General features: G+C 73.9%; 20 protein-coding genes and 1 riboswitch. Of the genes, 9 read left to right on the top strand and 11 right to left on the bottom strand.

Annotated features, from left to right (window positions below; translation table 11 throughout):
- Positions 1 to 168 precede the first annotated feature (168 nt).
- Positions 169 to 1,188 carry an LLM class F420-dependent oxidoreductase gene (locus ACFWP3_RS38545; protein WP_384230853.1) on the top strand — a complete coding sequence of 340 codons (1,020 nt, stop codon included), beginning with the start codon at positions 169 to 171 and terminating at the stop codon, positions 1,186 to 1,188.
- Between the two features lie 66 nt (positions 1,189 to 1,254).
- Here ACFWP3_RS38545 and ACFWP3_RS38550 read toward each other — a convergent pair whose 3' ends face one another.
- The 4 genes from ACFWP3_RS38550 to ACFWP3_RS38565 form a co-directional block, all read right to left on the bottom strand.
- The gene (locus tag ACFWP3_RS38550; RefSeq protein WP_384230894.1) at positions 1,255 to 1,494 is read right to left on the bottom strand and encodes a hypothetical protein; all 240 of its coding nucleotides are present in this window, start codon (positions 1,492 to 1,494) and stop codon (positions 1,255 to 1,257) included.
- A gap of 8 nt (positions 1,495 to 1,502) precedes the next feature.
- A complete protein-coding gene (locus ACFWP3_RS38555; protein ID WP_384230855.1) occupies positions 1,503 to 2,270 on the bottom strand; it encodes a TNT domain-containing protein in 768 nt (255 codons plus the stop codon).
- A gap of 104 nt (positions 2,271 to 2,374) precedes the next feature.
- Positions 2,375 to 2,836 carry a hypothetical protein gene (locus tag ACFWP3_RS38560; protein WP_384230857.1) on the bottom strand — a complete coding sequence of 154 codons (462 nt, stop codon included), beginning with the start codon at positions 2,834 to 2,836 and terminating at the stop codon, positions 2,375 to 2,377.
- Positions 2,837 to 2,877: 41 nt separating this feature from the next.
- Complete coding sequence (locus ACFWP3_RS38565; protein WP_384230859.1) at positions 2,878 to 3,525, bottom strand: hypothetical protein; 648 nt, start codon at positions 3,523 to 3,525, stop codon at positions 2,878 to 2,880.
- A gap of 112 nt (positions 3,526 to 3,637) precedes the next feature.
- Here ACFWP3_RS38565 and ACFWP3_RS38570 point away from each other — a divergent pair, with 112 nt between their 5' ends.
- Positions 3,638 to 3,946, top strand: a complete 309-nt coding sequence (locus ACFWP3_RS38570) for a hypothetical protein (protein ID WP_384230861.1) — start codon at positions 3,638 to 3,640, stop codon at positions 3,944 to 3,946.
- Here ACFWP3_RS38570 and ACFWP3_RS38575 read toward each other — a convergent pair.
- From ACFWP3_RS38575 to ACFWP3_RS38585, 3 genes are all read right to left on the bottom strand, one after another.
- Positions 3,943 to 5,040, bottom strand: a complete 1,098-nt coding sequence (locus tag ACFWP3_RS38575; RefSeq protein ID WP_384230863.1) for a prenyltransferase — start codon at positions 5,038 to 5,040, stop codon at positions 3,943 to 3,945. The two genes, ACFWP3_RS38570 and ACFWP3_RS38575, sit on opposite strands and share 4 nt — an antisense overlap.
- A complete protein-coding gene (locus tag ACFWP3_RS38580; RefSeq protein WP_384230865.1) occupies positions 5,037 to 5,780 on the bottom strand; it encodes a class I SAM-dependent methyltransferase in 744 nt (247 codons plus the stop codon). The genes ACFWP3_RS38575 and ACFWP3_RS38580 overlap by 4 nt, the downstream gene beginning before the upstream one ends.
- A 67-nt stretch (positions 5,781 to 5,847) precedes the next feature.
- Entirely contained in the window at positions 5,848 to 7,164 is a 1,317-nt protein-coding gene (locus ACFWP3_RS38585) for a glycosyltransferase family 4 protein (RefSeq protein WP_384230868.1), read from the bottom strand.
- 226 nt (positions 7,165 to 7,390) lie between these two features.
- Here ACFWP3_RS38585 and ACFWP3_RS38590 point away from each other — a divergent pair, with 226 nt between their 5' ends.
- Positions 7,391 to 8,026 carry a TetR family transcriptional regulator gene (locus ACFWP3_RS38590; protein ID WP_384230870.1) on the top strand — a complete coding sequence of 212 codons (636 nt, stop codon included), beginning with the start codon at positions 7,391 to 7,393 and terminating at the stop codon, positions 8,024 to 8,026.
- A gap of 33 nt (positions 8,027 to 8,059) precedes the next feature.
- On the opposite strand, the gene ACFWP3_RS38595 is transcribed toward ACFWP3_RS38590, so the two are convergent.
- The 4 genes from ACFWP3_RS38595 to ACFWP3_RS38610 all read right to left on the bottom strand — a co-directional run bounded on the left by ACFWP3_RS38595 (position 8,060) and on the right by ACFWP3_RS38610 (position 11,106).
- Positions 8,060 to 9,019 (bottom strand): acyltransferase family protein, encoded by a 960-nt coding sequence (locus ACFWP3_RS38595; protein WP_384230897.1) that lies wholly within the window; start codon positions 9,017 to 9,019, stop codon positions 8,060 to 8,062.
- A complete protein-coding gene (locus ACFWP3_RS38600) occupies positions 8,977 to 9,243 on the bottom strand; it encodes a hypothetical protein (protein WP_384230899.1) in 267 nt (88 codons plus the stop codon). Before ACFWP3_RS38600 ends, ACFWP3_RS38595 begins: the two co-directional genes overlap by 43 nt.
- Before the next feature lie 166 nt (positions 9,244 to 9,409).
- Positions 9,410 to 9,643 (bottom strand): ferredoxin, encoded by a 234-nt coding sequence (locus ACFWP3_RS38605; protein ID WP_384230873.1) that lies wholly within the window; start codon positions 9,641 to 9,643, stop codon positions 9,410 to 9,412.
- A complete protein-coding gene (locus ACFWP3_RS38610) occupies positions 9,643 to 11,106 on the bottom strand; it encodes an aldehyde dehydrogenase (protein WP_384230876.1) in 1,464 nt (487 codons plus the stop codon). Before ACFWP3_RS38610 ends, ACFWP3_RS38605 begins: the two co-directional genes overlap by 1 nt.
- Before the next feature lie 192 nt (positions 11,107 to 11,298).
- Between ACFWP3_RS38610 and ACFWP3_RS38615 the strand changes: the two genes are divergently transcribed.
- From ACFWP3_RS38615 to ACFWP3_RS38640, 6 genes are all read left to right on the top strand, one after another.
- Positions 11,299 to 12,519: an MBL fold metallo-hydrolase gene (locus ACFWP3_RS38615; protein WP_384230878.1), complete on the top strand. Its 1,221-nt coding sequence runs from the start codon at positions 11,299 to 11,301 to the stop codon at positions 12,517 to 12,519.
- Between the two features lie 72 nt (positions 12,520 to 12,591).
- Positions 12,592 to 12,672: riboswitch (cobalamin riboswitch) on the top strand.
- Positions 12,673 to 12,800: 128 nt separating this feature from the next.
- Entirely contained in the window at positions 12,801 to 14,054 is a 1,254-nt protein-coding gene (locus tag ACFWP3_RS38620) for a prenyltransferase/squalene oxidase repeat-containing protein (RefSeq protein WP_384230881.1), read from the top strand.
- Positions 14,054 to 14,725 (top strand): SCO2322 family protein, encoded by a 672-nt coding sequence (locus tag ACFWP3_RS38625; protein WP_384230883.1) that lies wholly within the window; start codon positions 14,054 to 14,056, stop codon positions 14,723 to 14,725. Before ACFWP3_RS38620 ends, ACFWP3_RS38625 begins: the two co-directional genes overlap by 1 nt.
- 378 nt (positions 14,726 to 15,103) lie before the next feature.
- Positions 15,104 to 16,264 (top strand): energy-coupling factor transporter transmembrane component T, encoded by a 1,161-nt coding sequence (locus ACFWP3_RS38630; protein WP_384230886.1) that lies wholly within the window; start codon positions 15,104 to 15,106, stop codon positions 16,262 to 16,264.
- Positions 16,261 to 18,453 carry an ATP-binding cassette domain-containing protein gene (locus ACFWP3_RS38635; RefSeq protein WP_384230888.1) on the top strand — a complete coding sequence of 731 codons (2,193 nt, stop codon included), beginning with the start codon at positions 16,261 to 16,263 and terminating at the stop codon, positions 18,451 to 18,453. Before ACFWP3_RS38630 ends, ACFWP3_RS38635 begins: the two co-directional genes overlap by 4 nt.
- Positions 18,450 to 19,400: an ECF transporter S component gene (locus tag ACFWP3_RS38640; protein ID WP_384230891.1), complete on the top strand. Its 951-nt coding sequence runs from the start codon at positions 18,450 to 18,452 to the stop codon at positions 19,398 to 19,400. Before ACFWP3_RS38635 ends, ACFWP3_RS38640 begins: the two co-directional genes overlap by 4 nt.
- Positions 19,401 to 19,597: the final 197 nt, after the last annotated feature.

Below are 19,597 nucleotides of genomic sequence, written 5' to 3' on the forward strand. Positions count from 1 at the left end.
GGGCCCGCACCCGCACCAGCCACTTCGCAGCACTTCGCCCCGCCGAGCCGAAGCTCGACGGGGCGAAGTAGAACCCCGAATAAACCAACAGCATCCTTCCGGGCGGGGGGCCGTTGCCTTACAGTTACCTGACGCATCGTCAGGAACTGTAGCGCCGGAGGGGACCGCATGCGCCTCGGACTCGCACTCGGCTACTGGGGCCGCGGCCCCGGCCGCGACCACCTCGAGCTCGCCACCGAGGCCGAGAGCCTGGGCTACCACTCGGTGTGGACCGCCGAGGCCTGGGGCTCGGACGCCTTCACCCCGCTCACCTGGATCGCCGCGCACACCTCGCGGATCCGGCTCGGCACGGCCATCGCGCAGATGGCCGCCCGCTCCCCCACCGCGACCGCCATGCACGCCCTCACCCTGGACCACCTCTCCGGCGGCCGGATGATGCTGGGCCTGGGCCTGTCCGGCCCGCAGGTCGTCGAGGGCTGGTACGGGCGCCCCTTCCCGTCGAGCCCGCTCACCGCGACCCGCGAGTACGTCGACGTCATCCGGCAGGTGCTGCGCCGGGAGGGCCCGGTCGCCCTCGACGGCCGCTTCCACCAGCACCCGTACCGCGGGGAGGACGGCACCGGCATCGGCATCGGCAAGGCCCTCAAGCCCATCACCCACCCGCTCCGCGCGGACCTGCCCCTCCTGCTGGGCGCGGAAGGGCCGAAGAACATCGCCCAGACCACCCGGATCGCGGACGGCTGGCTCCCCCTGTACTGGTCGCCGAGCCGCACGGACGTGTACCAGGCCTCGCTGGCCGACCTCCCCGACGGGTTCATGATCGCCCCGATGGCCCGGGCCAAGGTCTGCGACGACGTGGCCGAGGGGCTGCTCCCGGTCAAGGCGATGCTCGGCTTCTACATCGGCGGCATGGGCCACGCGGCCCGCAACTTCCACGCCGACCTGATGGCGCGGATGGGGTACGAGGAGGAGGCCCGCCGGATCCAGGAGCTGTTCCTCGCCGGCCGCAAGGAGGAGGCGGTCCTCGCGGTCCCGGACGCGTTCGCCGACGAGATCTCGCTGATCGGCCCCCGCGAGCGGATCGCGGAACGGCTGGAACTGTGGCGCAAGGGGCCGGTCACCGACCTGCTCCTCACCGCCCCGGACCCGCACACCCTGCACGTCCTGGCGGAGCTCAACGGCCAGTGACCACCGCCCCGGGGGCCGCCCGTACGCCGGCCCCCGGGCGCCGCTCGAAGCCCGGTCGAGCTCCGGTCAGACCCCGATCAGGCCCCGCAGGTGCGCACAGGCCTCCGCCTCGGTGGCGTGCGTGGCGACGGGCTCGTAGGCGCCCCGCTCGTAGACGCCCGTCTCCCAGCCGTCACCGCCGGGCCGGGAGCGGAGGTAGGCGAAGTCCGGCGGGGTGGGCGCCGGTTCATGGACGCCCTCGATCCGGTAGTGGCCGTCGGGCACCCCGGCCGCGCGCAGCGCCCGGGCCAGCTCGGCGCGGTCCAGGGGCCGGGTCATGCGCGGACGGGAACCAGGTAGCCGTTGTCGAGCAGCCATTTGACGTTGAGCCGCTGGCCCTCGCCAGGGTTCAGGAAGGCCGGATCGAGCTTGATCTGGCGGCCGCCGCCGGGCTGCTCGAACCAGGGCGCGATCGACCCCTCCCACACGGTGAACGACCGGGTCACCTCGTACAGGTGGTAGTCGCAGGGGAAGGCCGCGTCCCGGGTGTTCAGGTTCTGCGGGGGCAGCGCGCGCTTGGCGTACGGGTCGCCGGCCGGGGCGAGGTACGAGCCGAACTCGGACCCGAAGCGGTCGAGCCGCTCGCCCTCCTCCAGCAGTTCGGGGGCCTTGTCGACCTGGCCGTTGACCTCGGCGAAGCCGTCGTTCGGCGGGTACTTCCAGCCGCCGGTGTCGGCCGGGCCGTCCCAGTACTTCTTGAGGAAGTCCGCGGAGGAGAGGGTTCCGGTGCGGTGGTGGCCGCGCAGCAGCGGGCCGACGGGCTCCTGCCACCTGTTCGGCAGGTACTTGGGCCCGAGCCGCTTGTCGCCCTTGAACTCACCGGTGCAGGCCCCGGGGAGCACGGCAGCCGCAGCGAGATCCGCCGTGCTCTCGGCGACGGGGGCGGGGGCCGGTGCGGGGCCGGCCGCGGCCTGGGCCGCCGGGGCCGCGGCCTGGGCCGCCGGGGCCGCGGCCTGGGCCGCCGGGGCCGTGGCCAGTGCGGCGGTGACGCCCATGGCGGCGAGTACGGCGCGGATCCTCAGGTCGGTGCGGCTGCGCTGCATGCGGGGAACTCCTGTGTGACGGCGTGTCAGTGCACCGCACACAGTAAAGGATCACCAGCACAGAGTGACGGGCCGTGGCTTGATCCCGACCCCGGCCGGACCGCTCAGGAGTCCCCGGTCTCCCCGGACTTCCCCGACTCCCCGGACTTCCCCGATCCCCCGGACTCCCCCGGCTTCCCCGGCTCCCCGGTCCGCGACACCGCCGCCAGCAGCTCGCGCAGGTCCAGCGGCATGACGGCGATCTCCATCGTCCCGCCGTCGTCGTAGGCGCAGCTGACGATCCGCGAGCCGGGGTTGATGGAGAGGCCCTCCTTCACCGAGGGCGCCCGCACCCCGGTGGCCCGGCCGCCGGGCAGGAGTACGGGCTCGCCGCGCTGCGGGACCCAGCGGGCCGCGTCCTGGTCGGCGTACACCCGGCCCGGCCGCCAGCGCCCCTGGCCGGCGGGCTGCCGGGCCATGCAGGGGATGCCGGGCACGGGCCCGGCGGCCGTCCGCGCGAGGTGCTTGCGCCGCAGGAGCCAGCCGGCTCCTGCGGCGGCGAGGACGGCCACCACGATCTCGATCACGCGACCATTGAAACAGGCCGCCGGGCCCGGACCGCGCCGGCCTATCCGCCCAGCTGGGAGACGCTCGGGACCTGATCGGTCACCGGGGCGCCCGCGCTCTTGCCCGCTTCCTTGACGCCGTTGATGACGTTGTTGAAGGCGTCGATGTCGGCGTCGCCCGCATCGCCCTTGCGGAGCTTGCTGCCGAGGCCCTTGAGGGATTCGATGCCGGCCGTCAGCGGGCCCATCGCCTTCGACAGCAGCGGGTCGCCCTTGGCGTTGTCGGCGGCCGCCTTCAGCCGGTTGTACGCGAAGGCGCCGGCGAGACCCGCCTTGATGAGGGCGAACGTACGGCCCTTCGCGCCCTTCTTGAACTTGCCCGCACGGTACGGCTTGATGATCCACTGGTACGTCGCCCCGGCCGCGAGCCCGGCGTTGGCGACGAAGCGCGTCTTGGCGAACTTCTGCTTCTCGGCGGTCGTGCTCGGCGAGGGCGTCGGGGCGGCCGCCTCGTCGGCTGCGACGGCGGCCGGCTCGGCGGCCGCCAGGGCCGCCAGCTCCGCCACCGAGGCCGAGGAGACCGTCTCCTCCCGTGGGGCCCGGTCGCCACCGCCGCCGCTGCCGCAGGAGGTGGCGCCGGCCAGCAGCGCGGTGGACAGGACCACCGCCGTCAGGGTGCGGCGGAATCGAACGGTCGTGGATACGGACACGGTGTCCTCCGGGGAGTGGGACGTCCCCCGCAGCCTCACCCGGGCCCCGCGGCCGCACCACCGGGGGGACCCGTTCGGGTTTGCGGCGCGCCCGAGCGGCAAGACGCGCCACATGCCCTCACACACGCACACCCGAGTAGCCCGGGGAAGCAATTCGGCGGGCCGGGCCGTCGCACTGGTGGCTGACGTGCTCGCCTTCGTGATCGCCCTGTGGATCCTGCTGTACCTGCTCGACGCCAACCGGGGCAACGAGCTGGTGGAGTTCGTCCACGACACGGCGACCTGGCTGTCCGGCTGGTCGTACGACCTGTTCACCTTCAGCCGCGAGTGGGTCCAAGTCGTCTTCGGCTACGGCCTGGCGGCGGTCGTGTACCTCCTGATCGGCCACGGTGTGGCCGGCTGGCTGTACCGCCGCGGCTAGGGCGCGTTCCGAAGGCCGCAGCAGTCGGGCTCCAGCCCGGCCGGGAGCGAGGCCCCGCCGAACACGTCGGTGGTGGCCTCGTCCCCGCCCAGGGCGGCGACGGCCAGCAGCAGCGACCCGGCGGTCCAGGTGGTCTGCTCGACCGGCCACACGGCCTCGTCCTGGAACACGTAGCCCGTCCAGTACATGCCGTTGTCGGCGCGCAGGTGCGTGATCGAGCGCAGGATCTCCAGTGCCCGGTCCGACTCGCCCGTCGCCCACAGGGCGAGCGCCAGCTCGCAGGACTCGCCGCCCGTCACCCACGGGTTCGGCAGGACGCAGCGCACGCCGAGGTCCGCCACGACGAACTCGTCCCAGCGTTCCTCGATGCGCGCCTTGGCCTCGGGTCCGGTCAGGGCTCCGCCGAGGACCGGGTAGTACCAGTCCATCGAGTAGTGGTTCTTGTCGAGGAACCGCTCGGGGTGCCGGCGGATGGCGTGGCGCAGCGCGCCCGCCGCGAGTTCCCAGTCGGGCTGCGGCTCCTCGCGGTGTTCGGCGATGGCCAGTGCGCAGCGCAGGGCCTGGTGGATGGAGGAGGAGCCGGTGAGCAGGGCGTCCGTGACGGGCGTGCCGTCGGCCTCCCGCTTCCAGCCGATCTCGCCGCCGGGCTGCTGGAGGGCGAGGACCCACTCGACGGCCGCGTAGACGGCGGGCCACATCCGGTCGAGGAAGGCGTCGTCGCCGGTGGACAGGTAGTGGTGCCAGACGCCGACGGCTATATACGCGGTGAAGTTGCTCTCGCGGCCGGCGTCCTGCGGCTCGGCGGTGTCCACGCCGTCCGGCCGGTCGGCGTAGGCCGCGTACCAGGAGCCGTCCTGGTTCTGGTGCCGGGCCAGCCACGCGTACGCCCGCTCGGCGGCCTCGTGCTCGCCGGCCGCGTCCAGGGCCATCGCGGCCTCGGTGTGGTCCCACGGGTCGAGGTGGTGGCCGCGGAACCACGGGATGGCGCCGTCGGCGCGCTGCGCGGCGAGGATCCCAGCCACGGTCTGGGCGGCCTGCTCCGCGGTCAGCACCCCGTCCAGGACGAGGTGTTCGGTGCGCCCGGGCGAGCTCACTTCGCGTCGCCGTCGGGGAGGACCGGAAGGTGCGGCTTGGTCGCGTACGCCACGAAGCTCTTGCCGATGACCGGGTTCAGGGCCTGCTCGGCGAGGCGGGTCGCGAGCGGCTTCTTCATGATGTCCCAGACCAGGAGCTTGTGGTACGCCTTGACGGGCAGCGCCTTGTCGTTGTCGACGCCGAAGGCGCACTTGAGCCACCAGTACGGGGAGTGCAGCCCGTGGGCGTGGTGGGTACCGTACGGCTTGAGGCCGGCGGCCTCCATCTTGCCGAGCAGCTCGTCCGCCTTGTAGATGCGGATGTGGCCGCCCTCGACCTCGTGGTAGGCGTCGGAGAGCGCCCAGCAGATCTTCTCGGGGCCGTAGCGCGGCACGGTGACCGCGATGCGTCCGCCGGGCTTGAGGACGCGGACCATCTCGGCGAGGACGCCCTTGTCGTCGGGGATGTGCTCCATCACCTCGGAGATGATGACGACGTCGAAGGACTCGTCGGGGAAGGGCAGGGCGAGCGCGTCGCCCTCCATGGCGGTGGCGGTGGCGCCGGCCGGGGCCTCGCCGGCCTCCTTCATCGCGGCGAACCACTTGGCGACCTCGCGGATCTCCTCGCCGTTGCGGTCGACGGCGACCACCTGGGCGCCTCGCCGGTAGCACTCGAAGGCGTGCCGGCCTGCGCCGCAGCCCAGGTCGAGCACGCGGTCGCCTGCGGCGAGCGGGAACCGGGAGAAATCGACGGTCAGCACGGGGTCCTGCCTTCGCGGTCGCGGGGGTGGTGAGGAGGAGGGGGCGGAGTCTGGTGGAGGTGGAGGGTCACCGCGAGCGGCGGGTGCGGGCGGCTGCCTGCTCGATGGCGGCGCGGTAGTGCGCGGCGGTGCCCTCGGCGGCCTTGGCCCAGGTGAAGCGGGTCAGGACCCGTTCGCGCCCGGCTTCGCCGAGGCGGGTGCGCAGCTGCGGATCGCCGAGCATCCGGCCGAGCGCGGCGGCCAGGGCTCCCGCGTCGCCGGGGGGCACGGCGAGGCAGGTCTCGCCGTCGGGGCCGGCGACCTCGGGGATCGCTCCGCCGGTGGTGGCGACGAGCGGGGTCCCGGTGGCCATGGCCTCGGCGGCCGGGAGCGAGAAGCCCTCGTAGAGGGAGGGCACGCAGGCGACTTGGGCGCTGCGGACGAGGTCGACGAGTTCGGCGTCGGTGACGCCCTTGACGAACCGCACGGCGTCGCCCAGCCCGTACGTCTCGATGGCGCGGGCGACGGGCCCCTTCTCGGCGCGCTTGCCGACGACGACGAGGTGGGCGTCGGGCTGTTCGGTGCGCAGCTTCGCGAGCGCCTCGACGAGGTGGACGAGTCCCTTGAGCGGTACGTCGGCGCTGGAGGTGGTGACGATGCGGCCGGGTACTTCGGCGACGGAGGCGTCCGGCGACCACAGGTCGGTGTCGGCGCCGATGTGCACGACGTGGATGCGGTCGTCGCGGACGCCGAGGTGCTGGGAGATCTCCTGCCGGGAGGAGCCGGAGACGGTGAGCACGGAGGGCAGCCGGCGGGCGACGCGGCCCTGCATGCGGGTGAAGCCGTACCAACGGCGCACGGAGAGCCGCTTCTTGCGGTCGTTCGCGGCGTCGAGGTCGAGCTGCCGGTCGACGGTGATGGGGTGGTGGATGGTGGTGACCAGCGGCGCGCCGAGGTCGCCCAGCAGTCCGTATCCGAGGGTCTGGTTGTCGTGGACGACGTCGAACTCGCCCGCGCGGGCGGCGAGATGGCGCCGGGCCCGCAGGGAGAAGGTCAGCGGCTCGGGGAAGCCGCCGGTCCACATGGTGGCGACCTCGAGGGCGTCGATCCAGTCGCGGTACTCGTCGCGCTTCGGGGTGCGGAACGGGTCGGGGCTGCGGTAGAGGTCGAGGCTCGGCAGCTCGGTGAGGGTGGCGCCGGTGTCGAGGACGGGATAGGGCTGCGCGCCGATGACCTCGACGGAGTGGCCCAGCTTCACGAGCTCGCGCGAGAGGTGGCGGACGTAGACGCCCTGGCCGCCGCAGAACGGGTTCCCCTTATAGGTGAGGAGTGCGATGCGCAACGGGCGGTCGCCGTCGGTGGCGGAATCCGCGAAAGGGCTCGTCACCATGGCCTCAGCGGTCACTCTCGGCCCCCTTCTCCCTGCAACTTTCGCCGGAGCGTAACCGCTCGGATAATGTAGAACAAGTTTCAGACTTGATCCGTCGAAGACCATTGAATCTACCGGCCGGAAACTACACCGTAAGAGGCGGAGCAGGTGATTCGCGCCACGGCTTCGGCGCCTGCCATGCTGGCTCCCGATCGGCCCGGAATCAGCTCGCGCAACGACACGGAACGGGACAACGGGACACATGACAGCGGAAGTGAAGGCCGTGACCACACCGGCGTCGCCTCCCCTGACGGAGCGTCAGGAGGCGCGCCGCCGCCGGATCCTGCACGCCAGCGCCCAGCTGGCCAGCCGGGGCGGCTTCGACGCGGTCCAGATGCGCGAGGTCGCGGAGTCCTCCAGCGTGGCGCTGGGCACCCTGTACCGCTACTTCCCGTCCAAGGTGCACCTGCTGGTCGCCACGATGCAGGACCAGCTCCAGCACATGCACACGACGCTGCGCAAGCGCCCGCCGGCCGGCGACGACCCGGCGGCGCGGGTCGCGGAGACCCTGATGCGGGCCTTCCGCGCCCTCCAGCGCGAACCGCACCTGGCCGACGCCATGGTCAGGGCCCTGACCTTCGCGGACCGCAGCGTGAGCCCCGAGGTGGACACGGTCTCCCGGCTGACCACGGCGATCATCCTGGACGCGATGGGCCTGGACGCCCCGCCGACGGCGGAACAGCTCTCGGCGGTCCGCGTCATCGAGCACACCTGGCACTCGGCCCTGATCACCTGGCTCTCGGGCCGCGCCTCGATCGCCCAGGTCAAGATCGACATCGAAACGGTCTGCCGCCTCATCGACCTGACGGCCCCGCCCCGCCCCCCGGAAAAGGCCTGAACCCGCCGCTGCGGGGAGGGCCCGGCCAGGCGTCTATGCGACGGCCTTCTGCGGCCGCTCGGCCTGCGGGGCCATCAGCCGGCGCAGCACCCGCGTCAGCGGCCGCTCCACCACGCGGTGCAGCAGCCAGGCGATCAGCACCATCGCCGCGGTCACCCCGAGCAGGGTCGGCCAGGCACCCCACTGCTCGTTCCACCGCCAGATCACCCGCACGCCCAGCGACTGGTGCACCAGGTAGAGCGGGTAGGAGATCGCACCCGCGACGGGCAGCCAGCGCCACTGGATCCGGTCCAGCTTCCCGAGCGCGATCAGGCCCATCAGCAGGTACATCGCGCTGATCGCGGCCAGGCAGACCTTCCAGTTGACGCCGTGCCCCTCCCAGGCCATGACCGCCGGGAGGCGGTGCTGCATCAGCAGCCAGGACAGCCCCAGGAGACCGAGGGTCTCACCCTCGAACCGGCCCGCCCGGCGGACCAGGTAGAAGACGATCCCGGCGATGAAGAAGGGCGCCCACAGGGGCACGAGGAGCTGCTCCAGCAGCGGGATGCCCGACGCCGGGGCCAGGACCGAGCCCAGCGCCCAGGCCCAGCAGAAGTTCGCGACGCGGCGATAGCTCGTGCCCAGCAGGACGACCAGCGAGAAGACCAGGTAGAAGCGCAGCTCGACCCAGAGCGTCCAGTAGACGGTGTCCACGTGGCCCACACCGAGGGGCTCGTGCAGCATCGTGAGGTTCGTGAGCATCTGGCCGACGGTGACCCTCGGCTCGCCCGGTGTCTGCGGGCCCAGGCGGGCGGCCGCCGCAGAGAGCACGACCGCCGCCCAGTAGAGCGGGAACAGCCGCAGGATCCGGCCCCGCCAGAACTGCTGAAGTGATGTGCCCCAGCCGGACATGCAGATGACGAAGCCGCTGATCATGAAGAAGAAGACCACGCCCAGCCAGCCGAACGCCGCTATTCGGTGCAGCGCGGGAAAGAGCTCGGCCGCCGCTGCCAGGGGATCGTCCCCGAGCCGGCAAGGTAGTGGAACAGGACCACCGACAGCGCCGCGAACAGCCGCAGTCCGTCGAGCACGGCGATGCGCGGCGCCCGCCCGGCCCGCACGACCCGGCGGCGGCGCCCCGGCCACATCCTCTGGTGCCGGGTGGGAGCCGGGGCCGCCTGCGGCGTCCCGTCGGGCGCCGGGACACGGTCCTCGGTGAGGACGAGCCTGTCGGACATGACACCTCTGGACTTCCTGGGGTGTCCGCGACACCGGTACGTATGAGGGACATAAAGTCCCGATCGTATCGATGCCACATGCACGCACAGGAACCCGCCCCCGCGCCCGCCGGGCCCCGGGACGGATCCGGGCCGGCCGACCCGGGCCCGTCCCACCAGGTCAGGGCTACTCCTCCGGCGGGAAGACCGGTTCGCCCGTCTCGGCCAGGGTGATGAGGATCGCCTCGACCGGGCAGCCCTCCGCCGCCGTCAGGATCGGCTCGTTCGCGTCCGACTCCGGGGTGCGGGGGTGGGACTGGCGGGCCGAGTCGAGGACGAAGCCCTGCGGGGCGTGGTTGACGCACATGCCCGAGCCGATGCAGACGCCCCGGTCCACCTCGACCTGCCAGCGGTCGCCCATCAGGCACCCGCCTCATAGCCCGCGGGCAGGTGGATCATCTTGTGCTCGAGGTACTCGCCCAGGCCCTCGGGGCCGAACTCCCGGCCCAGGCCGCTGTTCTTGTAGCCGCCGAACGGGCCCAGCATGTCCAGGCTGAAGGTGTTCACGTTGAAGGTGCCGGTGCGGATCTGCCGGCCGAAGTCGATGCCGTGCTCCACGTCGGCCGTCCAGACGCTGCCGCTCAGGCCGAATTCGGAGTCGTTGGCCACCCGTACCGCCTCCGCCTCGTCCCCGTACGGGATCAGGCAGACGACCGGGCCGAAGATCTCCTCGCGCGCGATCCGCATGGAGTTGTCCACGTCCCCGAAGAGGGTGGGCTCCACGTACCAGCCGCGGTCCAGCCCCGCCGGGCGCCCGCCGCCCGAGAGCACCTTCGCGCCCTCCTCCTGCCCGATCCGGATGTAGTCCAGGGACCGCTGCTGCTGGCGCTGGGCGACGAGCGGGCCGAGCTGCGTGGCCGGGTCCAGCGGGTCGCCGACGACCAGGGCGCCGGCCGCCGCCGCGAAGGCCTCGGCCACCTCCTCGTACCGGCCGCGCGGCACGAGGATCCGGGTCTGCGCGACGCACGCCTGGCCGTTGTTCATCCAGGCCGCGGGGACGATCCCGGCCACCGCGGTCTCCAGGTCGGCGTCCGGCAGGATCACGGCGGCCGACTTGCCGCCGAGTTCGAGGGTGACCCGGGTGAGGTTGCGCGCGGCCACCTCCATCACGCGCTTGCCGGCGGCGACCGAGCCGGTGAAGGAGACCTTGTCGATGCCGGGGTGGCCGACCAGGTACTCGCTGACCTCCCGGTCGGCGGGCAGGATCGACAGCACGCCCTCCGGCACCCCGGCCTCGCGCGCGATGTCGGCGAGGATGTAGGAGTCGAGCGGGGCCTCCGGCGAGGGCTTCAGGATGACGGTGGAGCCGCTGAGCAGCGCGGGGGCGAGCTTGGCCGCCGCCACGAACTGCGGCACGTTCCACGGGATGACGGCCGCGACGACCCCGACCGGTTCGCGGCGCACCAGGATCGGGCCGAGGGCGCCCTGGCGGTGCTCCTCGTACGGGTAGGCGCGCGCGACGGTGATCGCGGCGTCGTAGACCATCATCGGGCCGAGCGCCTGGGCGAGGACGCTCCAGGAGTACGGGGACCCGTTCTGGGAGCTGATCGAGCGGGCGATCTCCTCGTGCCGGACGGCTATGGCGTCCTTGATCCGGGAGACGACGGCGATGCGCTCCTCGAGGGTCATCCGCGGCCACGGCCCCTCGTCGAAGGCCCGGCGGGCGGCGGCGACGGCGCGGTCCACGTCGCCGCGGGAGGCGTGCGGGACGGAGCCGATGACCTGCTCGGTGTGGGGGGAGACGATGCGGATCGTGTCGGTGCCCAGCGGATCCGTCCATTCCCCGCCGATGAACAGTTGTCCGTGTTCCACGAGCTCGGTCATGGCTGAGGCCTCCTGCGGCTTGACGTTGCAGAACTGATACCAGTTCTAGTTAGAGGAGTCCACGGCCAGGACGGAACCGCCCGCGCGGAGGTCCGGAAGATCCAACGACTAGTCAGGAGCAGCCGAAAGTGGTCGACTTGGGCTACTACTGGAACAGGTTCTTGTTGGTGGGACGAGCGGGCAGGGGATCTCATGTCGACGAACGAGGCACAGGAGACGAACGAGGCGAGCGAGGCGGGGGAGACGCGAGGTGCGGCCGGCCCGCACGGCCCGGATCGCACCTCGCCCGGCGCTCCGGCCGGCGGCACCCCGCCCGGCACTCCGGCCGGCACTCCCCCCGTCACCTCGCCCGGCACCCCGCCCGACACGCCCCCCGTCACCGATCACGGCGGAGGCGTGTGGGGAATCAAGGTGCCCATCCCCGACAACCCCCTCGGCCACACCCTCGTCCACGTCCTCGACACCGACCGCGGCCCGGTCCTCGTCGACACCGGCTGGGACGACCCCGCCTCCTGGGACACCCTCGTCGCCGGCCTCGGCGCACTCGGCATCGCCGCCGCCGACGTCCACGGCGTCGTCATCACCCACCACCACCCCGACCACCACGGCCTGTCCGGCCAGGTCCGCGAGGCCTCCGGCGCCTGGATCGCCATGCACGCCGCCGACACCGAGGTCGTCGTACGGACCCGGGCCGCCGAGCCCGGCGTGTGGTTCGACTACATGAGCGAGAAGCTCGCCGCCGCCGGAGCCCCCGAGGAGCACATCGCCCCGCTGCGCGCCGCCCGCGCGAGCGGCCGCCTGCGCACCCTGCCCGGCCTGCGCTCCGCCGTCCCCGACCGGGAGATCGTCCCCGCCGAGCTGCTCCCCCTCGCCGGACGCCGGCTGCGCGCGATCTGGACCCCCGGCCACACCCCCGGCCACGTCTGCCTGCACCTGGAGGAGGCCCACCCGGCGAACCTGCCCGGTAACGGCCGCCTCTTCTCCGGCGACCACCTGCTGCCCGGCATCTCCCCGCACATCGGCCTGTACGAGGCCCCGGACGAGAACGGCGTCACCCGCGTCACCGACCCCCTCGGCGACTACCTCGACTCCCTCGAACGCATCGGCCGCCTCGACCCGGCCGAGGTGCTCCCGGCCCACCAGCACGCCTTCACCGACGCCCCCGCCCGCGTACGGGAACTCCTCGACCACCACGAGGAGCGCCTCACCGGCCTGTGGGCGCTGCTGGCCCAACCGCTGACCCCGTGGGGGCTGGCCGAGCGGATGGAATGGAACCGGCCCTGGGAGCAGATCCCGTACGGCTCCCGCAACATCGCCGTCTCCGAAGCCGAGGCCCACCTGCGGCGATTGGTGAAACAGGGCCGCGCGGAGCCGGTCCCGGGCAGCGACCCGGTGACGTACCGGGCGCTGTAGCGCCAGGCCGGCGGCCGGGGCCCGCACCCTACGGGCCGGTAGAGTGAACCCGTCGTCCACCCTTCCGTACGGGGGAAAGCCGGTGCGAATCCGGCACTGACCCGCAACCGTGACCCACCCCGGCCAGCCCGGCGGCGGGAAGTCGGAACGCCCCGTACCGGAGGTGCGCGGCTCGTGCCGCCGGGCCCCCGGCGGCCGGCACCGTCGAGGTATACGGAGCCGGAGCCCGGTACCCGAGCGTGCCTGCCTTCGGCTCCCCAGCAGGAGAGGCACCCGCCCCCATGAACGTCCGTCGCAGCGCCGCCGCGCTCGCCGCCTCCGCCGTGCTCTGCGTGGGCGCCGCCCCCGCAGCCCTCGCCGACACCGCGCCGCCCGCATCCCCCTCCGCGCCGCCGGTCATCCCCTCCGGGCTGTACGGGAAGAACGACCCGACGTACGACGGCGTGTGGCGGCAGTCCTTCGCACTGCTCGCGCAGCACACCGTCGGCGTCAAGCCCGCCCCGCAGGCCGTCGACTGGCTGGTGGGCCAGCAGTGCGCGAACGGCGGCTTCGCCTCCTTCCGTGCGGAGCCGGGTACGGCGTGCGCGGCGACGACCATGTTCGACACAAACGCCACCGCCGCGGCCGTGCAGGCGCTGAAGGCCCTCGGCGGCAAGGACGCGGCCGTCACCAAGGCCGTGGACTGGCTCAAGTCCGTCCAGAACGAGGACGGCGGCTGGGCGTACGTGCCCGGCTCCCCCAGCGAGGCCAACTCCACCGCCCTGGTGATCAGCGCCCTCGCCGTGGCCGGCGAGAAGCCGGCCGAGGTCAAGTCGAAGGCCGGCAAGTCGGCGTACGAGGGGCTGCTCCCCTTCCAGCTGGGCTGCTCCGCCGAGCCGGCCGCCGACCGGGGCGCGTTCGCCTACCAGCCGGTCGACGGCAAGCTGCTCGCGAACGCCGACGCCACGGCCGCCGCGGCCCTGGCCGGCCTCGGCAAGGGCGCGGCCGTCGTCCCGTCCACCACGGACACCCCGGCTGCCCCGCTGGTCTGCCCGGCGGCCGGCGCCGCGGACCCGGCGGCCGCCGCCCAGGGCGCGGCCGGCTACCTGGCCGAGGTCCTGAAGAAGGACGGCCACCTGACGGCCGTCACCCCGGGCTCCGACCAGGCCATGCCGGACACCGGCAACACCGCCGACGCGGTGATCGCCCTGGCCGCGGCCGGGCACAAGCAGTCGGCGGCGGGCGCGCTGGAGTGGCTCAAGGCCAACTCGGCGGAGTGGGCGAAGGGCAGCCCGGCGGGCCTCGGCACGCTGATCCTGGCCGCGCACGCGACCGGCACCGACCCGAAGTCCTTCGGCGGCACCGACCTGGTCGCGGCGCTGAACGCGACCGGCCCGGCGCCGCAGGGCGCGGACACCTCCGCGACCACGGTGGACAGCGAGAAGGACAAGCCGTCCGGCGGCCAGAGCGTGTGGTGGATCATCGGTGCGGGCGCCGCGGCCGGCGTGGGCATCGGCATCCTGCTGAGCGGCCGCCGCAAGAAGAACCAGCTCTGATGCGCCGCCGCCTCCTGCCCCTCGCCCTCGCCTTCGGTGTCGTCCTGGCCGTGCTGTCCGCCGGCCCGGCCCTGGCCTCGAGCTACCGCTACTGGTCGTTCTGGGACGGCGCCGGCGGTACGTGGGCGTACGCCACCGTCGGGCCGTCGATGGCCCGCCCGGCGGACGGCTCCGTGCAGGGCTTCCGCTTCGCCGTGAGCAAGGACGCGGCGGCGGAGGCGGCGCGGCCGCGGGCGGCGGCGGACTTCACGGCGATCTGCGGAGCGACGCCGGCGGCGGAGGGCAGGAAGCGGGTGGCGCTGGTCATCGACTTCGGCCTCCCCGAGGACGCCCCGTCGGACGAGACCCCGCCGCAGGGCGACCCGCGCACGGCCTGCGCCCAGGTGGCCCCGGAGGCCACGGCGGCCGAGGCCCTGGCATCGGTGGCGAAGCCGCTGCGCTACAACAGCGCGGCCCTGCTGTGCGGGGTGACGGGCTACCCGAAGCAAGGCTGCGGCGAACCCCTCCCGGACACCCCGCCCGCCACCCCCCACCCGAAGCCGGCCGACTCCGCCACCAACACCAACACCAACACCGACAACGGCCCGTCGGCAGGCCTCCTGGCAGGCATCGCAGCGGTCGCCGCCCTGGCCGCAGCCGCCCTCTGGCAATCCCGCCGCCGCACCCGATGACACCCCCCCCCCCCCCCCCCCCCCCCCCCCCCCCCCCCCCCCCCCCCCCCCCCCCCCCCCCCCGCCCCCCCCCCCCCGCCCCCCACACCCCCCGAACCCGGGCAGCCCCCCGCCGCCGGAACGGCCCCCGACGCCGGGCCGAACCCCGGCGCCGGAACGGCTCGTGACGGCGGGACGAACCCCGACGCCGGAACGGCTCGTGACGGTCGGTCTCACACCGACGGCGGGGCCGAAGCCCACGGCGGGACGGCCGCCGACGGCGCCCAGCCGCCCACCGGTGCCACCCGCACCCGGGACACCTCCCGCACGGGTGGTGCGGGAGGGAACCCCGCCCGGCCGCAGGCCGGGCGCACACCCACCGGACCCGCACCCGCCCCCGTGACCCCGGCCCGGCGGAGCCGGCTCGCGGCGGGGGGTCCCGGGCCCGGGCCGTCGTACGAAAAATGGCGGGCCCCGCGCTCCAGCCGGGCCACGGCCCTGCACGCGGGAGCCTGGTGGCTCTGGGCCCTCGGTCTGGCCACGGCCGCCTCGCGGACGACCAACCCCCTCCTCCTCGGCCTGATCGTCGGCGTGGCCGGTTACGTCGTCGCGGCCCGCCGCACCAACGCCCCCTGGGCCCGTTCCTACGGCGCCTTCCTCAAGCTCGGCCTCTTCGTCATCGGCCTGCGCCTCCTCTTCTCCATGCTCCTCGGCTCCCCCATCCCCGGCTCGCACATCCTCTTCACCCTCCCCGAGGTCCCCCTCCCCGCCTGGGCCCAGGGCATCCGCTTCGGCGGCCGGGTCACCGCCGAGCAGCTGGTCTTCGCCTTCTACGACGGCGCGAAGCTGGCCACCCTCCTCGTCTGCGTCGGCGCCGCGAACGCCCTCGCCAACCCGGCCCGGCTCCTGAAGTCCCTCCCGGCCGCCCTGTACGAGGCCGGGGTCGCCGTCGTCGTCGCGATGACCTTCGCGCCGAACATGGTCGCCGACGTGGTCCGCCTGCGGACCGCCCGACGGCTGCGCGGCCGCCCCACCGGCGGGATCAAGGCCATCCTCCAGATCGGCCTGCCGGTCCTGGAGGGCGCCCTCGAGCGTTCCGTCGCCACCGCCGCGTCGATGGACGCGCGCGGCTACGGCCGCACCGCGCAGGTCCCGCCCGCCGTCCGGCACACCACCAACGTCCTCACCCTCGGCGGCCTGCTCGGCATGTGCGCGGGCACGTACGGGCTGCTCGCCGCCGAAGGCGCGGTGTACGGCCTGCCCGTCCTCCTCATCGGCCTGGTCCTGGCCCTGGCGGGGCTGCGCCTCGGCGGCCGCCGGTCGGTGCGGACCCGCTACCGGCCCGACCGCTGGGGGCCGCGCGCCTGGCTGGTCGCCGGGTCGGGCGCGGCCGTCGCCGCGCTCCTCGTCTACGCCGGCACCGTCGACCCCGAGTCCCTGCACCCGGGCGTGGTCCCGCTGGTCGCGCCCGCGTTCCCGCTCTGGCCGGCGGCCGCGATCCTGATCGGCCTGCTGCCCGCCTTCGTGGCACCCGTACCGCCCAAGGAGGCGTCCCCGTGATCCGGTTCGAACAGGTCTCGGTGACCTACGACGGCGCGGCCGGGCCCTCGCTCCAGGGCGTCGACCTGGTGATCCCGGAAGGCGAGCTGACCCTCCTCGTCGGCCCGTCGGGTGTCGGCAAGTCGACTCTGCTCGGCGCGGTCTCCGGTCTGGTTCCCCATTTCACCGGGGGCCGGCTGCGGGGCCGGGTCACGGTCGCGGGCCGTGACACGCGCACGCACAAGCCGCGGGAGCTCGCGGACGTGGTCGGCACGGTCGGCCAGGATCCGCTCGCGCACTTCGTGACGGACGTGGTCGAGGACGAGCTGGCGTACGGCATGGAGTCCCTCGGGCTGCCTCCGGCGGTGATGCGCCGCCGGGTCGAGGAGACCCTGGACCTGCTCGGCCTGAACGAACTGCGCGACCGCCCCATCGCCACCCTGTCCGGGGGCCAGCAGCAGCGGGTCGCGATCGGCTCGGTCTTGACCCCGCACCCGAGGGTCCTCGTCCTGGACGAACCGACCTCGGCGCTCGACCCGGCGGCGGCGGAGGAGGTCCTGGCCGTGCTCCAGCGGCTGGTCCACGACCTCGGCACGACGGTCCTGATGGCGGAGCACCGGCTGGAACGGGTGGTCCAGTACGCCGACCAGGTGCTGCTCCTGCCGTCCCCGGGCGCGGCGCCGGTGCTCGGCACGCCGTCGCAGATCATGGCCGTCTCCCCGGTCCACCCGCCGGTGGTGGCCCTGGGCCGCCTGGCGGGCTGGTCCCCGCTCCCCCTCTCGATCCGAGACGCCCGCCGCGAATCCACCCCCCTCCGATCCCGCCTGTCGTCTGCCACCGGGCTCCCGACTACTCCCTCGGCCGTCGCCGGAACCCCGACTGCTCCCTCGGCCGCCCCCGAAGCCCCGGCACCGACCTCGGCCACCACCGGGCTCCCGGCCGCACCCTCGCCTGCGGCCGAGGCCCCGACTGCGCCCTCGCCTGCGGCCGGGGCCCCGACTGCGTCCTCGGCTGCGGAGAACCCCGCACCCCTTCCCTCCGATGCCGCCCGCCTCACCGCTTCCCAGGGCTCCGCCCCGGACCCCGCGCCTCAAACGCCGGCGGGGCTGAATGTGCCCTCCGGGCAACCCAGCCCCCAGAAGGTCACCCAGGAACCGACCCCAGCCCCGGCTGCCGCTGAGGCGCAACCAAATCCAGCCCCGCCGGCGCTTGAGGCGCGGGTCCGGGCAGAGCCCGATTCCCACCCCAGCCCCCACCCAGCCGCACCCAGCGACCGGCCGCAGCCCACCCCAGCCCCGCCGGCGCTTGAGGCGCGGGGGTCCGGGGGCGGAGCCCGTGGTGGCGGAGGGTCCGGGCTGCTCGCGCGGCTGCTCCGCCGGAGCAAGCCGGCCCCTGCGCCAGCCCCCGGCACGGCCCTGGCCACCGCCCAAAGCCTCGGCATCCGCCGCACCCGCACCGAAGTGCTCCGCGACATCGACCTGACCGTCGCCCCGGGCGAGACCATCGCCCTGATGGGCCGCAACGGCGCCGGCAAGTCCACCCTCCTCGCCGCCCTCACCGGCACCCTCGCCCCCACCACCGGCACCGTCACCGTCGGCGGCGCGACCCCGCACAAGACCGCCCCCGCACAGATGGTCCGCCGCGTCGGCCTCGTCCCGCAGGAACCCCGCGACCTCCTGTACGCGGACACGGTGGCGGCCGAGTGCGCCGCCGCCGACTCCGACGCCGCCGCACCCCCCGGCACCTGCCGTGACCTGGTCTCCGCCCTGCTCCCGGACGTCCCCGACGACACCCACCCCCGGGACCTCTCGGAGGGGCAGCGCCTGGCTCTGGCCCTGGCGCTGGTGCTGACCGGACGCCCGGCGCTGCTGCTCCTCGACGAGCCCACCCGCGGCCTGGACTACGCCGCCAAGGCCCGTCTGATCGAGATCCTGCGCGCGCTCGCCGCCGAGGGGCACGCCATCGTGCTGGCCACGCACGACGTGGAGCTGGCCGCCGAGCTGGCCCACCGCGTGGTGATCCTGGCCGGCGGGGAGATCGTCGCGGACGGCCCGACCGCCGAGGTCGTCGTCTCCTCCCCCGCCTTCGCCCCCCAGGTCGCGAAGATCCTGGCCCCGGGCCACTGGCTCACGGTCAGCCAGGTGGCCGAGGCCCTGGCCAAGGCCCCGGACGCGGCCCCCGCCCCCACCCCCGGGACGGCCCCCGCATGAGCCGCACAGCAACCGAAGCCACCGCGCCCACCGAGCCCACCAGGCCCGACCGGCCCACCCGCCCCGCCCGCCCCGCCCGCCCCATCCGCATCGGCCCCCGCGCCGCCGCGGCCCTGGTCCTCGTCACCCTCATCGGCATCGCGGCCTTCGGCTGGCCGCTGCTCGCCGACCGGCAGTCGGGCCTCGCCCACTCCCAGGACGCCCCCTGGCTCTTCGCCGCGCTGCTGCCGCTCCTGGTCGCCGTGGTCGTCGCGACCATCGCCGACAACGGCATGGACGCCAAGGCGGTGGCGATGCTCGGCGTACTGGCGGCCGTCGGCGCGGCGCTGAGACCGCTGGGCGCGGGCACGGCCGGCCTGGAGCCGATGTTCTTCCTGATGGTGCTCAGCGGCCGCGTCCTCGGCCCCGGCTTCGGCTTCGTGCTCGGCTCGGTGACGATGTTCGCGTCCGCCCTGCTGACCGGCGGGGTCGGCCCGTGGATGCCGTTTCAGATGCTGGCCATGGGCTGGTTCGCGCTGGGCGCCGGGCTGCTGCCGGGGCCGGAGAGGCTGCGGGGCCGGGCGGAGCTGCTGATGCTGGCGGCGTACGGCTTCGCGGGCTCGTTCGCGTACGGCACGGTCATGAATCTGCAGGGCTGGGTGATCCTGCAGGGCGTGGGGCAGGGCATCTCGTTCCATCCGGGCGAGCCGGTCGCGGCGAACCTGGCGCGCTTCGTCGCGTACTGCCTGGCGACCTCGGTGGGCTGGGACCTGGGCCGGGCGGTGCTGACGGTCGTACTGACCCTGACGCTCGGCGGCACGCTGCTGCGGGCGCTGCGCCGGGCGACTCGCAAAGCAGCGTTCGATCCGCCCGTCACCTTCGATTCGGGGGTGGGGAGTGGCCCGGACCACACCGACAAAAGGGATGAATCGGGCGCGGAGGGTGACATTCGGGCCGCCCGGCGGTGACCCGCCCCACAGGACCCAGGTCACATACGAACCGGGATAGTAGTCCTTAAACGTCCCCTACACGCCCTCCCGTACCGCCTCCCACCTGCGCGGATATCCGACGCCGGGCCGGGGGGCCGTTCCGCCCCGGCTGCGAGGACCACTAGTAAGCGGGGTCGTTGCCAGGGGGTCGGGGGGTCTGTAGAACTGGATGAGTC

This window comes from Streptomyces sp. NPDC058525, from assembly GCF_042719495.1.
In the GTDB taxonomy this organism is placed as follows: domain Bacteria; phylum Actinomycetota; class Actinomycetes; order Streptomycetales; family Streptomycetaceae; genus Streptomyces.